This window comes from Kribbella sp. NPDC050459 (assembly GCF_040655315.1).
Classification (GTDB): Bacteria; Actinomycetota; Actinomycetes; order Propionibacteriales; family Kribbellaceae; genus Kribbella.
Genome location: NZ_JBFAJQ010000006.1, coordinates 270,567 through 288,331 on the forward strand (window position 1 = coordinate 270,567; position 17,765 = coordinate 288,331).

At 69.5% G+C, this 17,765-nt stretch carries 20 protein-coding genes; 14 read left to right on the forward strand and 6 right to left on the reverse strand.

Annotation, left to right across the window (positions count from 1 at the left end):
- Positions 1-636, reverse strand: coding sequence for a hypothetical protein (locus AB0I12_RS22280; RefSeq protein ID WP_359932801.1), 636 nt, complete (start codon positions 634-636; stop codon positions 1-3).
- On the reverse strand, positions 633-1,262 hold the full coding sequence (locus tag AB0I12_RS22285; RefSeq protein ID WP_359932804.1) for a hypothetical protein: 630 nt from the start codon (positions 1,260-1,262) through the stop codon (positions 633-635). Before AB0I12_RS22285 ends, AB0I12_RS22280 begins: the two co-directional genes overlap by 4 nt.
- Before the next feature lie 119 nt (positions 1,263-1,381).
- On the opposite strand from AB0I12_RS22285, the gene AB0I12_RS22290 reads away from it, so the two are divergent.
- The 8 genes from AB0I12_RS22290 to AB0I12_RS22325 are packed head-to-tail and all read left to right on the forward strand — an operon-like array spanning position 1,382 to position 10,522.
- The gene (locus AB0I12_RS22290; protein WP_359932807.1) at positions 1,382-3,253 is read left to right on the forward strand and encodes a beta-L-arabinofuranosidase domain-containing protein; all 1,872 of its coding nucleotides are present in this window, start codon (positions 1,382-1,384) and stop codon (positions 3,251-3,253) included.
- A complete protein-coding gene (locus AB0I12_RS22295) occupies positions 3,253-4,947 on the forward strand; it encodes an ABC transporter substrate-binding protein (RefSeq protein WP_359932810.1) in 1,695 nt (564 codons plus the stop codon). The genes AB0I12_RS22290 and AB0I12_RS22295 overlap by 1 nt, the downstream gene beginning before the upstream one ends.
- Positions 4,944-5,906, forward strand: a complete 963-nt coding sequence (locus AB0I12_RS22300) for an ABC transporter permease (RefSeq protein ID WP_359932812.1) — start codon at positions 4,944-4,946, stop codon at positions 5,904-5,906. The genes AB0I12_RS22295 and AB0I12_RS22300 overlap by 4 nt, the downstream gene beginning before the upstream one ends.
- Positions 5,903-6,886, forward strand: a complete 984-nt coding sequence (locus AB0I12_RS22305; RefSeq protein WP_359932815.1) for an ABC transporter permease — start codon at positions 5,903-5,905, stop codon at positions 6,884-6,886. Before AB0I12_RS22300 ends, AB0I12_RS22305 begins: the two co-directional genes overlap by 4 nt.
- Positions 6,883-7,686 carry an ABC transporter ATP-binding protein gene (locus AB0I12_RS22310; RefSeq protein WP_359932818.1) on the forward strand — a complete coding sequence of 268 codons (804 nt, stop codon included), beginning with the start codon at positions 6,883-6,885 and terminating at the stop codon, positions 7,684-7,686. Before AB0I12_RS22305 ends, AB0I12_RS22310 begins: the two co-directional genes overlap by 4 nt.
- Entirely contained in the window at positions 7,683-8,507 is an 825-nt protein-coding gene (locus AB0I12_RS22315; RefSeq protein ID WP_359932820.1) for an ATP-binding cassette domain-containing protein, read from the forward strand. Before AB0I12_RS22310 ends, AB0I12_RS22315 begins: the two co-directional genes overlap by 4 nt.
- Positions 8,504-9,781: an alpha/beta fold hydrolase gene (locus tag AB0I12_RS22320; protein ID WP_359932823.1), complete on the forward strand. Its 1,278-nt coding sequence runs from the start codon at positions 8,504-8,506 to the stop codon at positions 9,779-9,781. The genes AB0I12_RS22315 and AB0I12_RS22320 overlap by 4 nt, the downstream gene beginning before the upstream one ends.
- 54 nt (positions 9,782-9,835) lie before the next feature.
- Positions 9,836-10,522 carry a GntR family transcriptional regulator gene (locus AB0I12_RS22325; protein ID WP_355484395.1) on the forward strand — a complete coding sequence of 229 codons (687 nt, stop codon included), beginning with the start codon at positions 9,836-9,838 and terminating at the stop codon, positions 10,520-10,522.
- On the opposite strand, the gene AB0I12_RS22330 is transcribed toward AB0I12_RS22325, so the two are convergent.
- Positions 10,510-11,103 (reverse strand): TetR/AcrR family transcriptional regulator, encoded by a 594-nt coding sequence (locus AB0I12_RS22330; RefSeq protein WP_359932827.1) that lies wholly within the window; start codon positions 11,101-11,103, stop codon positions 10,510-10,512. The two genes, AB0I12_RS22325 and AB0I12_RS22330, sit on opposite strands and share 13 nt — an antisense overlap.
- A gap of 73 nt (positions 11,104-11,176) precedes the next feature.
- Here AB0I12_RS22330 and AB0I12_RS22335 point away from each other — a divergent pair, with 73 nt between their 5' ends.
- Positions 11,177-11,593, forward strand: a complete 417-nt coding sequence (locus tag AB0I12_RS22335; RefSeq protein ID WP_355688603.1) for an ester cyclase — start codon at positions 11,177-11,179, stop codon at positions 11,591-11,593.
- Here the strand turns inward: AB0I12_RS22335 and AB0I12_RS22340 are convergent.
- Positions 11,590-12,570 (reverse strand): carbohydrate kinase family protein, encoded by a 981-nt coding sequence (locus tag AB0I12_RS22340; protein ID WP_359932830.1) that lies wholly within the window; start codon positions 12,568-12,570, stop codon positions 11,590-11,592. The two genes, AB0I12_RS22335 and AB0I12_RS22340, sit on opposite strands and share 4 nt — an antisense overlap.
- 96 nt (positions 12,571-12,666) lie before the next feature.
- Here AB0I12_RS22340 and AB0I12_RS22345 point away from each other — a divergent pair, with 96 nt between their 5' ends.
- The 5 genes from AB0I12_RS22345 (at position 12,667) to AB0I12_RS22365 (ending at position 16,465) form a co-directional block, all read left to right on the forward strand.
- Positions 12,667-13,302, forward strand: a complete 636-nt coding sequence (locus AB0I12_RS22345; protein WP_359932833.1) for a class I SAM-dependent methyltransferase — start codon at positions 12,667-12,669, stop codon at positions 13,300-13,302.
- Positions 13,299-13,943: an ABC transporter ATP-binding protein gene (locus tag AB0I12_RS22350; RefSeq protein ID WP_359932836.1), complete on the forward strand. Its 645-nt coding sequence runs from the start codon at positions 13,299-13,301 to the stop codon at positions 13,941-13,943. The genes AB0I12_RS22345 and AB0I12_RS22350 overlap by 4 nt, the downstream gene beginning before the upstream one ends.
- The gene (locus tag AB0I12_RS22355) at positions 13,940-15,508 is read left to right on the forward strand and encodes a DUF6297 family protein (protein WP_359932839.1); all 1,569 of its coding nucleotides are present in this window, start codon (positions 13,940-13,942) and stop codon (positions 15,506-15,508) included. The genes AB0I12_RS22350 and AB0I12_RS22355 overlap by 4 nt, the downstream gene beginning before the upstream one ends.
- A 61-nt stretch (positions 15,509-15,569) precedes the next feature.
- Positions 15,570-15,911 carry a PadR family transcriptional regulator gene (locus AB0I12_RS22360; RefSeq protein WP_133781728.1) on the forward strand — a complete coding sequence of 114 codons (342 nt, stop codon included), beginning with the start codon at positions 15,570-15,572 and terminating at the stop codon, positions 15,909-15,911.
- A complete protein-coding gene (locus tag AB0I12_RS22365) occupies positions 15,908-16,465 on the forward strand; it encodes a hypothetical protein (RefSeq protein ID WP_359932843.1) in 558 nt (185 codons plus the stop codon). The genes AB0I12_RS22360 and AB0I12_RS22365 overlap by 4 nt, the downstream gene beginning before the upstream one ends.
- Here the strand turns inward: AB0I12_RS22365 and AB0I12_RS22370 are convergent.
- The gene (locus tag AB0I12_RS22370; protein WP_359932846.1) at positions 16,453-16,758 is read right to left on the reverse strand and encodes a pyrophosphatase; all 306 of its coding nucleotides are present in this window, start codon (positions 16,756-16,758) and stop codon (positions 16,453-16,455) included. The genes AB0I12_RS22365 and AB0I12_RS22370 overlap by 13 nt on opposite strands.
- A gap of 59 nt (positions 16,759-16,817) precedes the next feature.
- Entirely contained in the window at positions 16,818-17,696 is an 879-nt protein-coding gene (locus AB0I12_RS22375) for a peptidoglycan recognition family protein (protein WP_359932849.1), read from the reverse strand.
- Between the last annotated feature and the right edge of the window lie 69 nt (positions 17,697-17,765).

Genomic DNA, 17,765 nt, shown 5'->3' on the forward strand with positions numbered 1-17,765 from the left:
CTACTGGCGTCTGCGCACGACCAGGAGGGTGAGAACGCCGGCGGCGAGCATGACGGCCGGCAGCGCGGCCACTGGATCGTCCGGGATCACCAGCGCATTGGTCGCCGCGGTCGGCGCAAGGCCGACCGCTACGGGAACCGCCGCATGCCGGTCGCCCCGGTACACGCAGTACAGGACCAGCGGGGTGAGGAGCCACAGTGCGAGGAGGAGCAGGAAGCCGAGCCTGACGGATTCGACGCCGTTCAGATCGCCGTCGTCCATCAGCCAGCCGAAGCCGCCGACCGCGAGAGCGACGACGGCGACCGCGACCGGTGACCAGCGGAGGCCGGTGCGCCACCCGAGGGACCCGCGGGCTGCGGCGAGCGCGAGGTAGCAGCCGATGGCTATGAGCTCCACGCCCACGGTCGCCAGGAAGAGGTCCAGTTCGTCGAAGGATCGTCCGACGCGGTCGATACTGGGCGGACACGGCTCACCGCCTTCGACGCGTCGGCAGGAGTCCAGCTGTGGCAGCGGATACAACAGGTACACGACCCAGAGGAGTGGAAGCGACAGGAAGCTCACCGCGGCGGTGACACGGAACAGGTTGCCCGCGCGTTTGGATGCCGGGCGGCGAAGATTGAGGCGCGTGGTGGTCACTGGAGCGCCTCCCGGCGTCGGACGATCGTGACGGTGATGGCGGTGATCAGGAGCATGGCAGGCGGTAGTCCGGCGAGCGGGACCTTCGGGAGACCGCCGATGCTGACGAACGCAGTTGGGAGCAGCGCGAGTGCTACCGGTATCGGCGCACCTCGGTCGCCGCGATGGACGCCGTACAGAACGAGCGGAGCGAGCAGCCACAGGCTGAGCAGGATCAGGTAGCAGGGTCCTACTGAAGTCTCGCCGGGGTGGTTGGTGGGCGCTTCGAGCCAGCCTGTGAGGCCGGCGACGGCGAGGACGACGACGCCGATCGCGGTGCGGAATGTGTGCCGCGCAGCGTCCCGCTTGACGCCGCCGCGTGCCATCGCCAGTCCGAGGAAGCAGCCGATCAGCACGAACTCGGCGGCGGCTGTCGTGCTGAGGACGAACGCGGTCCGGACCTCGGGAAGGATGAGTTCCTCACATTCCGGCCAGGGCCTGCATCGACCGGCGCCGGTCGCGACCTGTAGCACGTACGACGCAATGGCCAGCGGCACCGACAGGGCCGCGACCGCCGCGGTGACGCGCAACAGGTTGCCGGCGCGCTGGGGTGGCTGGCGGTGGAGATCGAGCTGCGGGGCGGTCACGGAGACCACGATCGCGCTACACGGGGCCACTGGGCGACGACGGCGTGATTCGTTTCCGGCGTGTAAACGTCTTCCGGGAGGGGTTGGCAAGGTGTGACATTGCACTTAAGGTCTGTGCAATGTCACACGGTACAGAGCTGGACGCGCAGCTGACGGGTGGACTGCTGCACGGCTGGCAGGAGCGGAACCGGCGCGCGACGATCCCGCATGCGATCGCCGAGCTGCGCAAGGCCGGGAACCTGGAGAATCTGCGCCGGCTGGCCGATCCCTCGGTCGGGCCCTACCGCGGGCGGTATCCGTTCCTGGACACGGATCTCTACAAGACCCTCGAAGGGCTCGCCTACGAAGTCGGCCGCGACGACGCGCCGGCGGGAGCGCGCGCGTTCTACGACGAGGTCGTCGAGCTGCTCGAGCAGGCGCAGGCCGAGGACGGCTACCTCAACTCGTACTTCCAGGACCCGGACCAGCCCAAACAGCCGTGGTCGGACCTCGGCTGGGGGCATGAGCTGTACAACCTCGGCCACCTGATCCAGGCGGCGGTCGCGGCGAACCGCAGATTGTCGGACGGCCGATTGTTGACAATCGCCCGGCGGTTCGCGGATCTCGTCGTCCGCACGTACGGCGCCGACGGGGAGGAGGTCGTCGACGGGCATCCCGAGGTGGAGATGGCGCTCGTCGAGCTTTATCGAGAAACCGGCGACGAGGACTACCTCACCCAGGCGCGGCTGTTCGTCGACCGGCGTGGTCGCGGGAAGCTCGAGCACACGATCTTCCCGGGGGAGTACTTCCAGGATCACGTGCCGTTCCGCGAGCTGCCGTCCGTCACCGGTCACGCCGTACGGATGGCGTACCTCGCGGCCGGTGCCGCCGACGTGCACCTGGAGACGGGTGATCCGACGCTGCTCGCGGCGCTCGAGCGGCTGTGGGACGACATGGTCGCGACCAAGCTGTACCTCACCGGCGGGCTCGGCAGCCGGCATTCCGACGAGGCGATCGGCGACCGCTACGAGCTGCCGTCCGAGCGGGCGTACGCCGAGACGTGCGCGGCGATCGCGACGATGCAGTGGGCATGGCGGATGTTCCGCGCGACCGGCCGGGCGAAGTACCTGGACGTGTACGAGACGGTGCTCTACAACGCCTACGCCGTGGGGCTTTCGGCCGACGGTACGGCGTTCTTCTACGACAACCCGCTGCAGCGCCGGCCGGACCACGAGCAGCGCTCCGGCGCCGAGGACGGCGGCGAACTCCTCCGCCGCGCCTGGTTCGGCTGCCCGTGCTGCCCGCCCAACATCATCCGCTGGATGTCCGAACTCCAGGACCACCTGGCAGTTGCCCGCGACAACGTCCTGTACCTCGGCATCTACGCCGATGCCCGCATCACCGCGAACGACCTCACCGTCAAGGTGAGCACCAACTACCCCTGGGACGGCGAAATCACCCTCACCGTCGAGAACGCTCCACCCGAGGAACGCACCATCGCCCTCCGCGTTCCGGCGTGGGCGACGGAAGCGAACATCACCCCGGCCGGCGAGCAGGTGGACGGATGGGCTGTTGTTCGGCGGACGTTCGCGGCGGGAGACGTTGTGCGGTTGACGTTGCCCATGGCGCCTCGGGCGCATGGGGTCCATCCGTACGTGGATGCGGCTCGGGGAGCGATCGCCGTGGCCCGAGGACCGCTGGTTTATTGCGTTGAGCAACAAGATGCGGCGGCACCGGTGGACGACCTGTTGCTGAGCCCGGCGGCCGTGCATGCGGCGACAGTGCGCGAGCAGGACGAGCATCTCGTGCTGGACCTGACCGCGAAAGTCGCCCATCCGCCGGCTGCCGAGCTTTATCCCGTGATCTCCGAACAGACCACTCAACAGCCCATTCAACAGCCCGCAGAGTCCGCCGTCGGCGAAGTGCCGGTGACGTTGGTGCCGTACTTCCTCTGGGGAAACCGTCAGGCCCTGGCCATGCGTGTATGGCTGCGAACCGAAAGAGAATACTGATGAAGAGAACTTCCATGCTGGTGGGGCTCGTGGCGTCGGCCGCGCTCGCACTGACCGCGTGCGGCGGCGGTGCGTCCGGTGCCAAGGACGAGGCCGCCGGGCCCGGCGCCAAGGCCGCGCAGGGCGGGACGCTCCAGGTGCTCGCGAACGCCGCGTTCTCGCACCTCGACCCGGCGCGCGGTTTCGACGGCGGCGTGAACAACTTCTACCGGCTGATCTACCGCACCCTCACCACCCAGGGCGCGGCACCGGGTGCCGAGGGCACCAAGATCGTGGCGGACCTCGCCACCGACACCGGTAAGCCGTCCGACGGCGGCAAGACCTGGACGTTCACGCTGAAGGACGGCCTGTTCTTCGAGACCGGCGCGCCGATCACCAGCGCCGACGTGAAGTGGGGCGTCGAGCGCGCGTGGGACCCCGAGATCGGCATCGGCTCGCCGTACGCGAAGCAGCTGATCGAGGCGCCCGCGGCGTACCAGGGCCCGTACAAGTCCGGTGACCTGGCGACGATCGAGACCCCGGACGCGAAGACGGTCGTGTTCCACCTGAAGAAGCCGTTCGCGGACTTCGGCAGCGTGGTCGCGCAGAACACGTTCACGCCGGTGCCGAAGGGCCAGGGCGCGGGCAACGCGCTGGACAGCAAGCCGATCGCGTCGGGGCCCTACAAGGTGTCCGAGTACAAGCCGGGCGCCTCGCTCAAGGTGGTCCGCAACGACAAGTGGGACAAGAAGACCGACGACGTGCGGACGGCGAACCCGGACGCGTTCCAGTGGACGTTCGGCCTCGACCCGGCGACGATCGACGAGCGGATGATCGCCGGCCAGGGCACCGACGCCGACGCGATCGCCGGTACGATCCAGGCCGCGTCGGTCGCCCGGATCCAGACGCCGCAGCTCAAGCAGCGGACGATGACGGGGCTCGGCGGATGTACGACGTACATGGGCCTGAACACCACGAAGAAGCCGCTGGACAACGTCAAGGTCCGGCAGGCGATCAACCTCGCGGTGAACAAGCAGACGGTGCGGGACGCGGACGGCGGCTCGGCGCTGGCCGAGATCGCGAACACCATCCAGCCGCCGACCATCGCCGGCCGCGTGGACTACGACCCGTACCCGAGCCCGGACCACAAGGGCGACGTCGAGGGCGCCCGCAAGCTGCTCACCGAGGCCGGGTTCGCCAACGGCTTCACGATGACGCTCGACACCCGGGCGCAGCCGAAGATGCAGGCGATGGCCGTCGCGATCCAGCAGGCGCTGGAGCCGCTGAAGATCACCGTGAAGATCAACACCATCGACACCGCGACGTACTACGAGGTGATCGGGACGACGTCGCAGCAGCACGACGCGGCGATCACCGGCTGGTGCCCGGACTGGCCGTCCGGCCAGACGTTCCTGCCGCCGCTGTTCGACGGCCGCAACATCACCCCGAAGGGCAACACGAACCTGGCGCAGCTGAACGACGCGGGCGTGAACGCGAAGATCGACGAGATCGCCAAGCTGACCGACGTCCAGGCCGCGAACGCGGCGTACGGCGAACTGGACAAGCAGATCATGGAGCTCGCGCCGATCGTTCCGCTGCTCTACGAGAAGGTGCTGATGCTGGTCGGCAGCAACATCGGCGGCGCGTACCTGCACGACGGCTTCTCCGGCGGCATCGACCTGGTGTCCGTCGGCCTCAAGGACGCCGGCAAGTGACCACCACCCCGGCCCTGATCGAGGTCGAGGAGGCGGTGTCGTCGGGGCCGTCGGCCCCGGCGACACCGCCTGCCTCGGGCCGCCGGATCCTCACCACGATCACGCGCGACAAGGGCGCGCTGGCGTGCGTGGTGTTCCTGGCGATCGTGGTGCTGATGGCCGTGGCCGCGCCGTTGATCACCAAGATCAGCGGCTGGGGGCCGTACCAGTTCGACTCGGCAGCGATCAACTCCGACCTCGGCGGGGTGCCGCACGGTGCGCTCGGCGGGATCAGCGGCTCGCACTGGTTCGGTGTCGAGCCGCAGAACGGCCGCGACCTGTTCGCCCGGATCGTCTACGGCGCGCGGGTATCGATCACCATCTCGTTGTCCGCAACCTTGCTGACCGGAGTTCTCGGCGTGGTGCTCGGCATGCTCGCCGGGTTCTACCGCGGCTGGGTCGACCAGGTGATCTCGCGGCTGATGGACTTCCTGATGGCGTTCCCGGCGCTGATCTTCATGATCGCGATCCTGTCGTCGCTGCCGTCCGGGAACCGGCCGGTGCTGCTGGTCGTGGTGATCAGCGCGTTCGGCTGGCCGTACCTGGCGCGGGTGATCCGCGGACAGACCATGACGCTGGCGAACCGCGAGTTCGTCGAGGCGGCCCGGGCCTCCGGCGCGAAGGACACGCAGGTGGTGTTCCGCGAGATCCTGCCGAACCTGCGCGGCTCGATCGTGGTGATGACGACGCTGGCGATCCCCGGCTTCATCGGCACCGAGGCCGGCCTGTCCTTCCTCGGCGTCGGCGTCGCACCGCCGACCGCGTCCTGGGGCCAGATGATCTCGAGCTCGGTGAGCTGGTACTCGGTGGACCCGATGTTCTTCGCGATCCCCGGCACGTTCCTGTTCCTCACCGTGCTCTCGCTGACGGTCCTCGGCGACAAGATCCGTACCCTCGTCGACCAGGGAGCGGCGGCATGACGCGCTACGTTCTCGGCCGGCTCGGCGGTGTCGTGGTGATCCTGCTGGCCGTCTGCCTGTTCACGTATCTGATCTTCTTCAAGCTCTCGCCGGATCCGGCGGTGATGATCTGCGGCAAGACGTGTACGCCGGAACGCATCGACTCGATCCGGGACGTGCTCGGGCTGAATCAGCCGCTGCTGACGCAGTTCTGGGAGTTCCTGAGCGGGATCTTCGCGGGCCGCGACTACGGCTCGGTGCACTGCTCGGCGCCGTGTCTCGGGTACAGCTTCCAGACCAACGAGTCGGTGTGGAGCATGCTCACCGCACGGCTGCCGGTGAGCATCACGGTCGCGGTCGGCGCCGCGGTGCTGTGGCTGCTCGCCGGCGTGATCGGTGGTCTGGTCAGCGCGGTCAAGCAGGGCACGTGGTGGGACCGGACCGGTATGGGCCTCGCGCTCGGCGGCGTCAGCGTGCCGAACTACGTGCTCGCGCTGGTGCTGCAGTACGTGCTGGTGGTGAAGCTGCAGGTGCTGCCGTTCCCGTCGGCGGTGTCGTTTGTGGACAATCCGCTCGTCTGGTTCGAGTCGTACCTGATGCCGTGGGTCGTGCTGGCCGTCGGGTACGCCTGTCTGTACGCACGACTGACCCGGAGCAACGTCATCGACACGCTGGCCGAGAACTACTACCGGACCGCGCGGGCGAAGGGGCTGAGCGGCGCGCTGATCATGCGCCGGCACGCGCTGCGCCCGGCGCTGACGCCGATCACCACGATCTTCGGAATGGACTTCGCCGGTCTGCTCGGCGGCGCGCTGATCACCGAGACCGTGTTCGGCCTGAACGGGATCGGCAAGCTGGCCGCCGACTCGATCGCCAAGAACGACCAGCCGGTGATCATGGCCGTGACCCTGCTCGCCGCCTTCTTCGTTGTCGTCGGCAACGTTGTGGTCGACCTGCTGTACACGGCACTCGATCCGCGGGTCCGGGTGGTGTCGGCATGAGCGACGCATTGTTCGTTGTCGACAATCTGACTGTCACGTTGCCGACCAGCAGCGGACCGGTCGACGTCGTGAAGAACGTCTCGTTCACGGTCGACCGGGACGAGACGGTGGGCATCGTCGGCGAGTCCGGGTCGGGCAAGTCGATGACCGCCCTCGCGGTCCTCGGGCTGCTGCCCCGCGGCGCCCGGACGTCGGGAAGCGTCAAGCTGGACGGCGCCGAGCTGCTCGGGCGGTCGGACCGCGAGCTCCGATCCGTGCGGGGCAATGCGATCTCGATGGTGTTCCAGGACCCGTTGTCGTCGCTGAACCCGTACTACACGGTGGGCCTGCAGATCTCCGAGATGTACCGCACACACCGCGGCGGGTCGCGCAGCGCGGCCCGGAAGGTCGCGATCGAAGCGCTGGAGCGCGTGCACATCCCGGACGCGGCACGCCGGATCGACCACTACCCGCACCAGTTCTCCGGCGGCATGCGGCAGCGCGTGATGATCGCGATGGCGTTGTGCTGCTCGCCGTCGCTGCTGATCGCGGACGAGCCTACGACCGCGCTCGACGTCACGGTGCAGGCCCAGATCCTGGAGTTGCTCGCCGAGCTGCAGGCCACGACCGGGGCCGGGCTGATGTTCATCACCCACGACCTCGCGGTGATCAGCTCGATCGCCCGGCGGGTGCTGGTGATGCGGTCGGGCGATCCGGTCGAGTACGGGACCGCGGAGCAGGTGTTCTCGGACCCGCGGCACGAGTACACGCGGATGCTGCTGGACGCCGTACCGCGGATAGATGACGAGGTTGCGTCGTGACGTTGCTTGAAGTGAAGAGTGTGACGAAGGAGTTCGTCACCCGGGGCGAGGGCGCGATGGCGCGGAAGTCGGCGTTCACCGCGGTGGACGACGTGAGCTTCGAGGTCGAGCTCGGTGAGACGCTCGCGATCGTGGGGGAGTCGGGCAGCGGCAAGTCCACGACCGCGCGGATCGCGGCCCGGCTGCTCGAGCCGACCAAGGGCAGTGTCGTGTTCGACGGGCAGGACGTGACGAACGCCCGCGGCAAGGACCTCGCGGCGTTCCGGAACAACGTGCAGGTGGTGTTCCAGGATCCGTTCTCGTCGCTGAACCCGCGGTACACGGTCGAGCGGATCGTCACCGCGCCGCTGACGTATCAGGGCATCACGCCCAAGGGCGGCCGGCGGGCGTTCACCCAGGAGCTGATGGAGCGGGTCGGGCTGAACCCGGATCACTGCCGGCGGTACCCGGCGCAGTTCTCCGGCGGCCAGGCGCAGCGGATCGGGATCGCCCGGGCGCTGGCGGTGAACCCGAAGCTGGTGATCTGCGACGAGGCGGTGTCGGCACTCGACGTGTCGATCCAGGCGCAGGTGCTGGAGTTGCTGATGCGGTTGCAGCGCGAGAGCGGGTTCAGCTACGTGTTCATCGCGCACGACCTGGCCGTCGTCCGGCAGATCTCGCAGCGGGTCGCGGTGATGAGCCGGGGCAGAATCGTGGAGAGCGGGTCGCGGGACCAGGTCTTCGGCGATCCTCAGGACGAGTACACGAAGACGCTGCTGGCCGCCGTACCGCGGATCAATCCGGAGTGGGACGCCAGGCGCAGGCAGAAAGAGGCGGGATGACCAGCTACACGATTCCCCGGATGCACGTCCGGGAGCACACCGTTTCGGTCCCCCTGGACTGGGAGCGGCCGGGCGAGTCGATCAGCGTGTTCGCGCGGGAGCTGGTCGACCCGACGCGGAAGGACGAGGACCTGCCCTGCTTGCTGTTCCTGCAGGGCGGGCCCGGTGGGAAGGGACCGCGGCCGACCGGGGCCGACGGGTGGATCGGGCAGGCGCTGAAGAAGTACCGGGTGGTCCTGCTGGACCAGCGCGGCACCGGGCGCAGTACGCCGGTCAGCGCGCGGCGGATGGCGTCGATGACGGCCGAGGAGGGCGCGGACTACCTGGCGTGCTTCCGGGCGGACTCGATCGTCGCCGACGCGGAGCACCTGCGGAAGACCGTGTTCGGCGGCAGGCCGTGGTCGACGCTCGGGCAGAGCTACGGCGGCTTCCTGACGCTCACCTACCTGTCGAAGGCGCCCGAGGGCCTCACCGCCTGCTACGTGACCGGCGGGCTGGCCTCGATCGACCCGTCCGCGGCCGAGGTGTACCGGCGGACCTATCCGCGCGTCGCGGCCAAGAACCAGGAGTTCTACCGCCGGTACCCGCACAACGTGGAGCGCGTCGGCCGGATCGCGGACCGGCTGGCCGAATCCGACGTCCGGCTGCCGGACGGCGATCGCCTGACGGTACGCCGCTTCCAGTCGCTGGGTATCGACTTCGGCATGAAGCCCGGGTTCGAGCGCATCCACTGGCTGATCGACGAGGCGCTGGACGGCGATGAGCTGTCCGACACGTTCCTCGGGCAGGCGCTCGGCCTCTCGTCCTACCTCGGCAACCCGCTGTTCGCCGCGCTGCAGGAGAGCATCTACGGGTCCGGCGAGGGCGCGACGGCCTGGGCGGCCGAGGCGGAGCGGGCACGGCGCCCCGAGTTCGCCGAAGACGCCCGGCCACTGCTGTTCACCGGCGAGATGATGTACCCCTGGATGTTCGCCGAGATCCGTGGCCTGCGGCCGTTCCAGGGCGCGGTCGAGCTGCTCGCGAAGCGGCCGCGATGGCCCGAGCTGTACGACCTCGACCGGCTCGCGGCCAACGACGTACCGGTGGCGGCCGCGGTGTACTTCGACGACATGTACGTCGACTCCGGGCTGCAGCTGGACACCGCACGCCGGGTCGGCAACGTGCAGGCCTGGGTGACGAACGAGTACGAGCACGACGGCCTCGGCGCGGACCGGGTGTTCGAGCGGCTCACCGAGCTGGTCGCGTCGATCGGCGGTGGCGTCTCGCACCAATGACGTCGAAACAACGGCCGGTGCTTCACAATAGGCGGCGACCCAGGAGGTGAACCCATGGCTGCCGATTCGATCGGGCCGCTGCCGAGCGTACGGCGGCTGGCGCAGCGCGAGAACCTGCGCGACAGCGTCGCCAATGCGCTCCGGGCGGCGGTGATCTCGGGCGAGCTGAAGCCGGGTGAGGTGTACTCGGCGCCGACCCTCGGCGCGCGGTTCGGCGTGTCCGCGACGCCGGTCCGCGAGGCGATGCTCGACCTGGTCCGCGAGGGCCTGGTGATCTCCCTGCGGAACAAGGGCTTCCGGGTCACCGAGGTGTCCGACGAGGACCTGGACAACGTGGCGGCGGTCCGGCAGCTCATCGAGCCGCCGACGATCCGGGACGTGGTCCCGGCGATCCCGGCGAAGGACTACCCGCGGCTGCGCCGGCTGGCCGACGACATCGTGGTGGCGGCCGAGGCGGGCGACCTGATCGCGTACATCGAGGCGGATCGGGTCTTCCACGTGACGCTGCTCGCGTACTCCGGCAACCAGAAGCTCGTCGATGTGGTGTCGGACCTGCGCTCGCAGACCCGGCTGCTCGGTCTGACCCCGCTGGTCGAGAGCGGCCGCCTGGTTCCGTCGGCCACCGAGCACCACGACCTGCTCGACCTCGTCGAAGCCGGCGACGCCGAGGGCGCCGAACAACTGATGCGGCGCCACATCGGCCATGTCCGCGGTCTGTGGGCCCGCTCTCAGAGCAACTGACGCTGCAGCGAGTCCGCGACGAACGTCTCGAACTCGGCCGGTGTCCACCCGGACTCGTCGACGAGTTCCTGGTAGACACCGGGCGCCGCGAGGGCGCGGTAAACGGCCTGCGCCTGCTTCAGCGGCACCCGCAGGACGTCGGTCAGGGACGCGATCATCGCGTCCATGACCTGGTTGCGCCCGGCGAGTTTGGACCGCAGCAAGGCCTTGGTCTCGGGGCTCTCGTCGGTCGCCGCCTCGAAGATCAGGACGACGTCGAAGCCTGCCGAGTACAGGTTCGTCAGCCAGCCCGCGGCACCGCGCAGCCGGTCGACCGGGTCCGCGATGGCGAACACCTGCTCGGCGCGCTCGATCGCGCCGGCTTCCTGGAGCCACCGGTCGCAGATCAGCGACAGGATCTCGCGCTTGGTGCCGAACGCCGAGTACACGGTCCGGGTCGCGACGCCGGCCTCCTTGGCGATCGCGTCGATGCTCGTGGCGCCGTACCCCTGCGCGGCGAACAGCCGGCGCGCGGCCCGGGCGATCCGGATCCGGGTCTCCGCCGCCTGCACCTGGCGGTAGGTCTTGACAGCTTCGGGCACGTCGGCACACTATCACTGTGTTCAGTGCAGTAGTACTGCATCGAGTGCATCAATAGTGCAACGGGAGGGGATCATGGAACCGCTGGCGGTGTTGGAACGGATCCTGCACGAGGGGTTCGCGACGGGGAACGCGGCGATCGTCGACGAGGTGTGTGCGCCCGACCTGATCGAGCACCAGTTCGGCCTGTCCGGGCGGGGTGAGCAGGCGCGGGACCAGGTGAAGGCCGCGATCCGGCAGGTGCACGAGCTGATGCCGGACATCGTCTACACGCTGGAGGACTCGGTCGTCGTCGGCGACCTGGTCTGGGCGCGCGGACGGGCCCGCGGTACGGCGACCGGGGCGTTCTTCGGGCCGCCGAGCAACGCGCCGATCGACATGGCGTTGTTCGAGCAGGCGCGGGTGGTCGACGGCCGGATCGTCGAGCACTGGGGCTGCCCGGACCGCTTCGCGCTGCTCGCCCAGACGGGTGTCCTGACCCGCCTGGGTTAGGCGGACCTGAGCGCCTGCTTCGCGGTCGCGGCGGCGTCGGCGCCGTACGCGCTGGTCAGCCGGTCGAGGAACGTCGGGTGGTCGAGGCTGTACTCCTGGGTGCCGACCGTCTCCAGGACCGTGGTCGCCAGCGTGCACCCGAGGTGCGCGGCCGCCTCGTGGTCGAGACCGTTGGCGCGACCGGTGAGGTAGCCGGCCCGGAACGCGTCGCCGCCGCCGGTCGGGTCGACCAGGTCCGGCGCGGGGACGGCCGGGATCTTCGCCAGGATCCCGGTGCGGTCCTCGATCACGACGCCGTCGCCGCCGTGCGTGGTGATCCGGACGCCGACCCGCTCGAGGATCTCGTCGTGGCTCCAGCCGGTCTTCTGCACCAGCAGGCCGGCCTCGTACTCGTTGCTGAACAGGTACGCCGCGCCGTCGACGAGCGTGCGGATGTCCTCGCCGTCCATCCGCGCCAGCTGCTGCGACGGATCGGCCGCGACGGCGATCCCGTGCTGCTTGGCGAGCTCGGTGTGCTTGAGCATCGCGTCCGGGTCGTCGGCGCCGATCAGCACCAGGTCGACACCGCCCGCGGCCTGGTGGATCGCGCCGAGGTCGAGCTCGCGCGCCTCGGCCATCGCGCCGGTGTAGAACGAGGCGATCTGGTTCGCGTCCAGGTCGGTCGTGCAGGTGAACCGCGCGGTGTGTACGTCCGCGCAGACGCGGACGTGCGAGATGTCCACGCCGGCCGCCGTCAGCGCCGCGCCGTACTCGGCGAAGTCGGCGCCCACCGAGCCGACGAGCAGCGACGGGAACCCGAGCTGGGCCATGCCGTAGCAGATGTTCGCGCCGACGCCGCCGCGGTGCACCACCAGCTCGTCGACCAGGAACGACAGGGAGACCTTGTGCAGCTGCTCCTCGAGAAACTGGTCCTTGAACCGGCCCGGGAACGTCATCAGGATGTCGGACGCGATCGATCCGGCGACGGCGATGCGCATGCTTGGGTGCTCCCTCGGGTGGGGTGGGTGTCAGAGCGACGAACAACCCATAGAGACTACAGGCGACCGATCTAATACACGGAGGGCTGGATTTCCATGGGCCATCAGGTGCCGGTGACCGAGGAACTGCACGAGTACATGCTCGCCCACGGCATGCCGCTGGACGAGATCGCGACCGAGTTGCGCGCCGAGACCGAGGAACTCGGCAGCCCCGCGGGCATGCTGACCACCGCTGACCAGGCCGGCCTGCTGACCACGCTGACCCGGCTGATCGGCGCCCGCCGGGCGGTCGAGATCGGGACCTTCACCGGGTTCTCCGCGCTGGCGATCTCGCGCGGGCTGCCGGACGACGGCGAGCTGATCTGCCTGGACGTCAGCGAGGAGTGGACCTCGATCGGCCGCAAGTACTGGGAGCGGGCCGGCGTCGCGGGCAAGATCGACCTGCGGATCGGCGACGCGCACGAGTCGGCGGCCCGGCTCGACGGCGAGTTCGACCTGGCCTTCGTCGACGCCGACAAGGACTGGTACATCCGGTACTTCGAGACCGTGCTGCCGCTGATCCGGCCGAACGGGCTGCTGCTGTTCGACAACACGCTGGCCGGCGGCCGGGTGATCGACGAGGACGGGCCCGCCGACCGCAAGGAGTTCAACGCGCACGTCGCGCAGGACGACCGGGTGGACGTCATCATGCTCGGTATCGGCGACGGACTGACGCTGGTCCGCAAGAAGTGAGCAAGAAGGCGGCGCCCCGGCTCTCGGTGGCGGATCTGCAGCACAAGTACGGCGACCGGCCGGTGATCGAGGGTCTCACGTTCACACTGGCCGCCGGTCAGGCGATCGCACTGGTCGGGCCGAACGGCGCCGGCAAGACGACCGTGCTCAAGTGCATCGTCGGCGCGGCCGAACCGGCCGCCGGGAAGATCCTGCTCGACGGCGTGCCGATCGACGAGCGGGCCGATGCCGTTCGCCGGGATGTCGCCACGCTGCTCGACGACCTGGACTTCTTCCCGGACCTGACCGCGGCCGAGCATCTCGACCTGCTCGCCCGTGCGCACGGCAACGCGTCGCCCGAAGACCTCGTGGACACCACGCTGCACGACATCGGCCTGCTGCCGGCCGCCGACCAGTTGCCAGGCTCGCTGTCGTCCGGCCAGCGCCGCCGGCTCGCGCTGGCGACCGCGCTGGTCCGCCCGCGCAAGCTGATGGTCCTCGACGAGCCCGAGGCCCGGCTCGACACCGGCGGTGTGCAGTGGCTGTCCGAGCGCCTCGTCGCGGAGAAGAAGTCCGGGACGGCGATTCTCTTCGCCAGCCACGACCCGGCGCTCGTCGAGACGGTCGCGGACTCCGTCGTCACGCTCACTCCGCTGCCATGAGCGCTGCCGACGGGCCGGTCGAGTTCGATCCGGCGGACTTCGGGGCGATCCCGTCGTCGCGGTCGCTGCGGCAGTGGATGCGGACGACGCGCCGGCAGCACGCGGACCGGTCGTTCTGGGAGATCTTCGAGGACGTCTACCTGGTCCTGTTCACGATCGCGATGGCCGGCGCGACCGGCGGCAACGTCGTCCGGCACCTGAACTCGAACGCGTCCGGCTGTACGTCGCGGACGTGCGGTCAGCTCGCCGACTGGATGCCGTGGATCGCCGTACCGTTGCTGCTGGCAATCACCCTCCGGGTGCTGCTCGCGATCGGGCCGGTGTCGGCGTCGCGCGCCACCGGCTTCTGGCTGCTCGCGACTCCGGTCGACCGAGCCGCCTTGCTGCGCCCGGCGTACCGGCTGGTGATGGGATCTGTCGCGGTGCTCGGCGTCGTCGTCGGCGCGCTCGTCTGGGCCCTTCTCGGAGCCTCGCTGACCGACGTACTTCTGGCGGCCGTTCTGATCGGCGCGACGCTGGTCTGCGCCGCGGTCGCGACGGTGTGGGCGCAGCAATCGGCGCGACGCAGCCGATGGGCGTTGCGCGTCGCGGATGTCCTGCTGCTGGCCGCCGTGGTGCCGGCGGTGCTGCTGGCCTTCCAGCCGCGCGAGGATCAGTCCAGCACCGTGGTCCTGGCGTCGCAGTTCGTCGACGAGTACGGCTACCCGACGCTCGCGTTCGGCCAGATCCAGGACGATCGGTCCGGCGCCGTCCCCCTGCTGGTGTTTGCGGTAGCAGTCGTTGTGTGCGCTGTGCTGGTCTTCCTCGTCTCGCGGACGTTGGACCGGCTGGGGCGGATCAGTGTGATCGCGGGTGGGGAGTTGCTGGCCGGACTGGCGGGGGCGGCGAGCAGTCTCGACATCAGCATGCTCGGTGACGTGATCGCCGGACGGCACTGGCGGCTCAAGGGCCGGGTGCACTCGCGGCGCGGGCGGGGTGCGCAGGGCGCCGCGCTCGTGCATCGCGAGTTCCTCCGGATCCTGCGCTGGCCCCGGCGGCTCGCCGTCGCGTTCGCGCTGCTCGTGGTCCCGTACGCCGTGCACGGCGCCGGCTTCCACATCCTGGTCCCCGTCGCGGCCGCGATCGCCGGCTTCATCGCCGTACGCCCGATGCTCGACGGCCTCCGCACCGCCTGCCGCTCGACCGGTCTGGTCCGCGCGCTCGGCTGGGACCTGCGTGAGCTCCGGGTGATCATGGCGGTCGTCCCCGGCCTGTTCACGATCGTCTGGTCCGCCTGCGCCTTCCCGGCGATCGGCAGCGCGTCGGCCTCCTTCGCCGTTGCCGCCGGCATCATTTCCGGCGCCGTCCGGCAGGCGTCGGCCCGGCCCCCGTCGTACGCCGGCCCGCTGGTCACGTCGCCGATGGGCGCGATCCCGCCCGGCCTGTTCTCGCAGCCGGCCCGCGGCTTCGACCTGCTCGTGCTGTGCCTGGCGCCGGTGCTGCTCAACCTCAGCCCGCTCTGGGTGGTGGTGGTCCCGGCCGTCGTACTGCTCGCGATGCTGGCCGTCCGCCCGAAAACCGACTGAAGATCGCTGACGCGGCAGCCATCCTTGCTGCATCTTGGTGCGGACAGGTACCTTGTCTCGCATGGTAGCGGAGAAGGTCTTCACGCAACTGCGCCGCGGGACGCTGGAGTTCTGCGTACTGGCGCTGTTGCAGGGAGAGCCCCGTTACGGTTTCGAGTTGGTGAAGGCGCTGGGCGAGGTCGACGGTCTGGTGACGACCGAAGGCACGATCTATCCACTGCTGGCCCGGCTGCGACGGGAAGGCCTGGTGGAGACGAGCTGGCGCGAGTCCGAGTCCGGGCCGCCGCGGCGGTACTACACATCGACGGCCGAGGGCAGCCAGGCACTGGCCGCGTTCACGGCGGACTGGCAACGGTTCTGCGCCTCGGTCGACGCGATCCTGGAGAGTGGGAGACGGGGATGAACAGGGAATTGGACAGCGATCGCCTGGTCGACGCTTACCTGAACGAGCTGGCCACGGAGGCCGCGGAACTGCCGGCCGGAAGGCGCGACGAGCTGCTCGCCGACGTGCGGGCCCACATCGCCGAGGCGCGCGCGGCGGGTGCCGCGTCCGAGGACGAGATCCGCGAGGTGCTGACGTCGCTCGGCCGGCCCAGCGAGATCGTTACCGCCGCCACCGACGGCTTGGTGCGGGTCGAGATCCCGCCGCGACTACGCCCGTGGGACTTCGTCGCCGTTGGGCTGCTGCTGGTCGCGCCGTACCTGCTCGAAGCGAGCCTGCTGGCCGTGTTCGGCTGGGTGATCGGCGTGAGCATGCTCTGGATGTCCGACCGCTGGACGCCGATCTGGAAGCTGATCGGCACGTTGACCTGGCCGATCGGCTACGCCGTGGTCATGTTCCTGGATACGTTCTTCCAGGCCCCGATCGCGCTGAGCCTGGCGGCCGACGCGGTGGTGACGGTCGCGCTGACCGCCGCCCTGGTCTGGAACGCCCGTCCTCCGCGTCAGGCTTCGTAGACCAGCCACTTCCGCTCGATCTCGCGTGGCAGATCCACGTCGTGCCGGCGCGCGAAGAGCAGCAACTGGCACAGTACGTCTGCGAACTCTTGGTGGAACGTGTCCCGGATGCCGTCCGGTGTCGCGCCTTTGGCGCGGGCTCGGCCGGTGTGCTGGAGGTAGGCCTGCGTGAGCTCGCCGACCTCCTCCTGGAGCTTGAGCAGGAACCAGTCCGGGTCACGGTCGAAGCCGAGGCGCTCGCCGTACCCGACCGAGATCTTCTCGAGCCGCTCCGACAGTTGCTTGAGGTCCATCCCGACACCCAACCAGGTCCCGCCGACAACCGCGGCAGGACCTGATCGGGGAAGGTCTGCTACTTGGACGCGTCGGCGGCATCCTCGGCCGGGGCGTCCGGGAACGGGTCGAGGTCGGGGAGGTTGAGCTCCGGATCGACGTTCGGGTCCGGCGCGGCCGGCTGCTCCGGAGCAGCCGGAGCCTCGCCGTTGGTCTGCAGGCTGTTCGGGGCGGTCGCCCAGACCGCGGCGGCGGCCCGGGCGGCGTCGGCGGCGTCGGTCTGGCGCTCGTAGTTCTTGATGTCGAGCGCGTACGCCTTCACCACCGCGGACAGGTCGCGGCGCAGCTGCTTGTGGACCCAGAGCGCGTAGGCCTGTGTCCGGGCCTCGATGAAGTTCTTCAGTTCCTGCATCTGCGCCGGGGTCATGTCGTCGTCCTCCGAGTGGCCAGGGGTGAATTCGCCGCGGGCGATCGCGGCGCGGGCGGGGTCGCCGGGGCAGTCGGTGGGCTCCGGGCGGACCGCGGAGTGCGGCCGGATCGCCGTACCGCGGGGATAGATTCTGCGGAAGTCGGCGATCACCGCGCGGGTGGTCGCCTTCATCGCGGCCGACGGCTGCTCCCCGGTGACCAGGATCAGCAGGATCGCGCCGTACCGCTCGTTCACGTCGGTGTCGCCGTTGGCGCCGGACTGGGTCCGCAGGCCGCGCAGCGTCCAGGCCCGGCCGGCCTGGTCGACGGCGACCTGGTACGCGATGTCCGACCAGCCGCGGGTGTCCATGTGGTAGTCCTGCCACCCGCGCAACGCGGACGCGACCGCGGCCTTGGTGTGGATGACCGACGTCGATCCGGTGCCCGGCCAGTGGATGACCGCACCTTCGACTCGCGACACGGTCAGGTTTCCCGGCCCGCCGTTGGGCGGCCGCGCGTTCCATGCGGACCGGGGCAGGTAATCGACCATCAGTGCTCCTCACATGCCTCACAACGCCACATACCCGCGGTTGGCGCTCGGTAATCAACCGATCACGGC

Bases quoted from the DNA above. Each gene is read 5' to 3' on its own strand.
- AB0I12_RS22290 (WP_359932807.1), top strand. From the start codon at position 1,382: ATGTCACACGGTACAGAGCTGGACGCGCAGCTGACGGGTGGACTGCTG.
- AB0I12_RS22295 (WP_359932810.1), top strand. From the start codon at position 3,253: ATGAAGAGAACTTCCATGCTGGTGGGGCTCGTGGCGTCGGCCGCGCTC.
- AB0I12_RS22305 (WP_359932815.1), top strand. From the start codon at position 5,903: ATGACGCGCTACGTTCTCGGCCGGCTCGGCGGTGTCGTGGTGATCCTG.
- AB0I12_RS22310 (WP_359932818.1), top strand. From the start codon at position 6,883: ATGAGCGACGCATTGTTCGTTGTCGACAATCTGACTGTCACGTTGCCG.
- AB0I12_RS22320 (WP_359932823.1), top strand. From the start codon at position 8,504: ATGACCAGCTACACGATTCCCCGGATGCACGTCCGGGAGCACACCGTT.
- AB0I12_RS22325 (WP_355484395.1), top strand. From the start codon at position 9,836: ATGGCTGCCGATTCGATCGGGCCGCTGCCGAGCGTACGGCGGCTGGCG.
- AB0I12_RS22335 (WP_355688603.1), top strand. From the start codon at position 11,177: ATGGAACCGCTGGCGGTGTTGGAACGGATCCTGCACGAGGGGTTCGCG.
- AB0I12_RS22340 (WP_359932830.1), bottom strand. From the start codon at position 12,570: ATGCGCATCGCCGTCGCCGGATCGATCGCGTCCGACATCCTGATGACG.
- AB0I12_RS22345 (WP_359932833.1), top strand. From the start codon at position 12,667: ATGGGCCATCAGGTGCCGGTGACCGAGGAACTGCACGAGTACATGCTC.
- AB0I12_RS22355 (WP_359932839.1), top strand. From the start codon at position 13,940: ATGAGCGCTGCCGACGGGCCGGTCGAGTTCGATCCGGCGGACTTCGGG.
- AB0I12_RS22360 (WP_133781728.1), top strand. From the start codon at position 15,570: ATGGTAGCGGAGAAGGTCTTCACGCAACTGCGCCGCGGGACGCTGGAG.
- AB0I12_RS22365 (WP_359932843.1), top strand. From the start codon at position 15,908: ATGAACAGGGAATTGGACAGCGATCGCCTGGTCGACGCTTACCTGAAC.
- AB0I12_RS22370 (WP_359932846.1), bottom strand. From the start codon at position 16,758: ATGGACCTCAAGCAACTGTCGGAGCGGCTCGAGAAGATCTCGGTCGGG.
- AB0I12_RS22375 (WP_359932849.1), bottom strand. From the start codon at position 17,696: ATGGTCGATTACCTGCCCCGGTCCGCATGGAACGCGCGGCCGCCCAAC.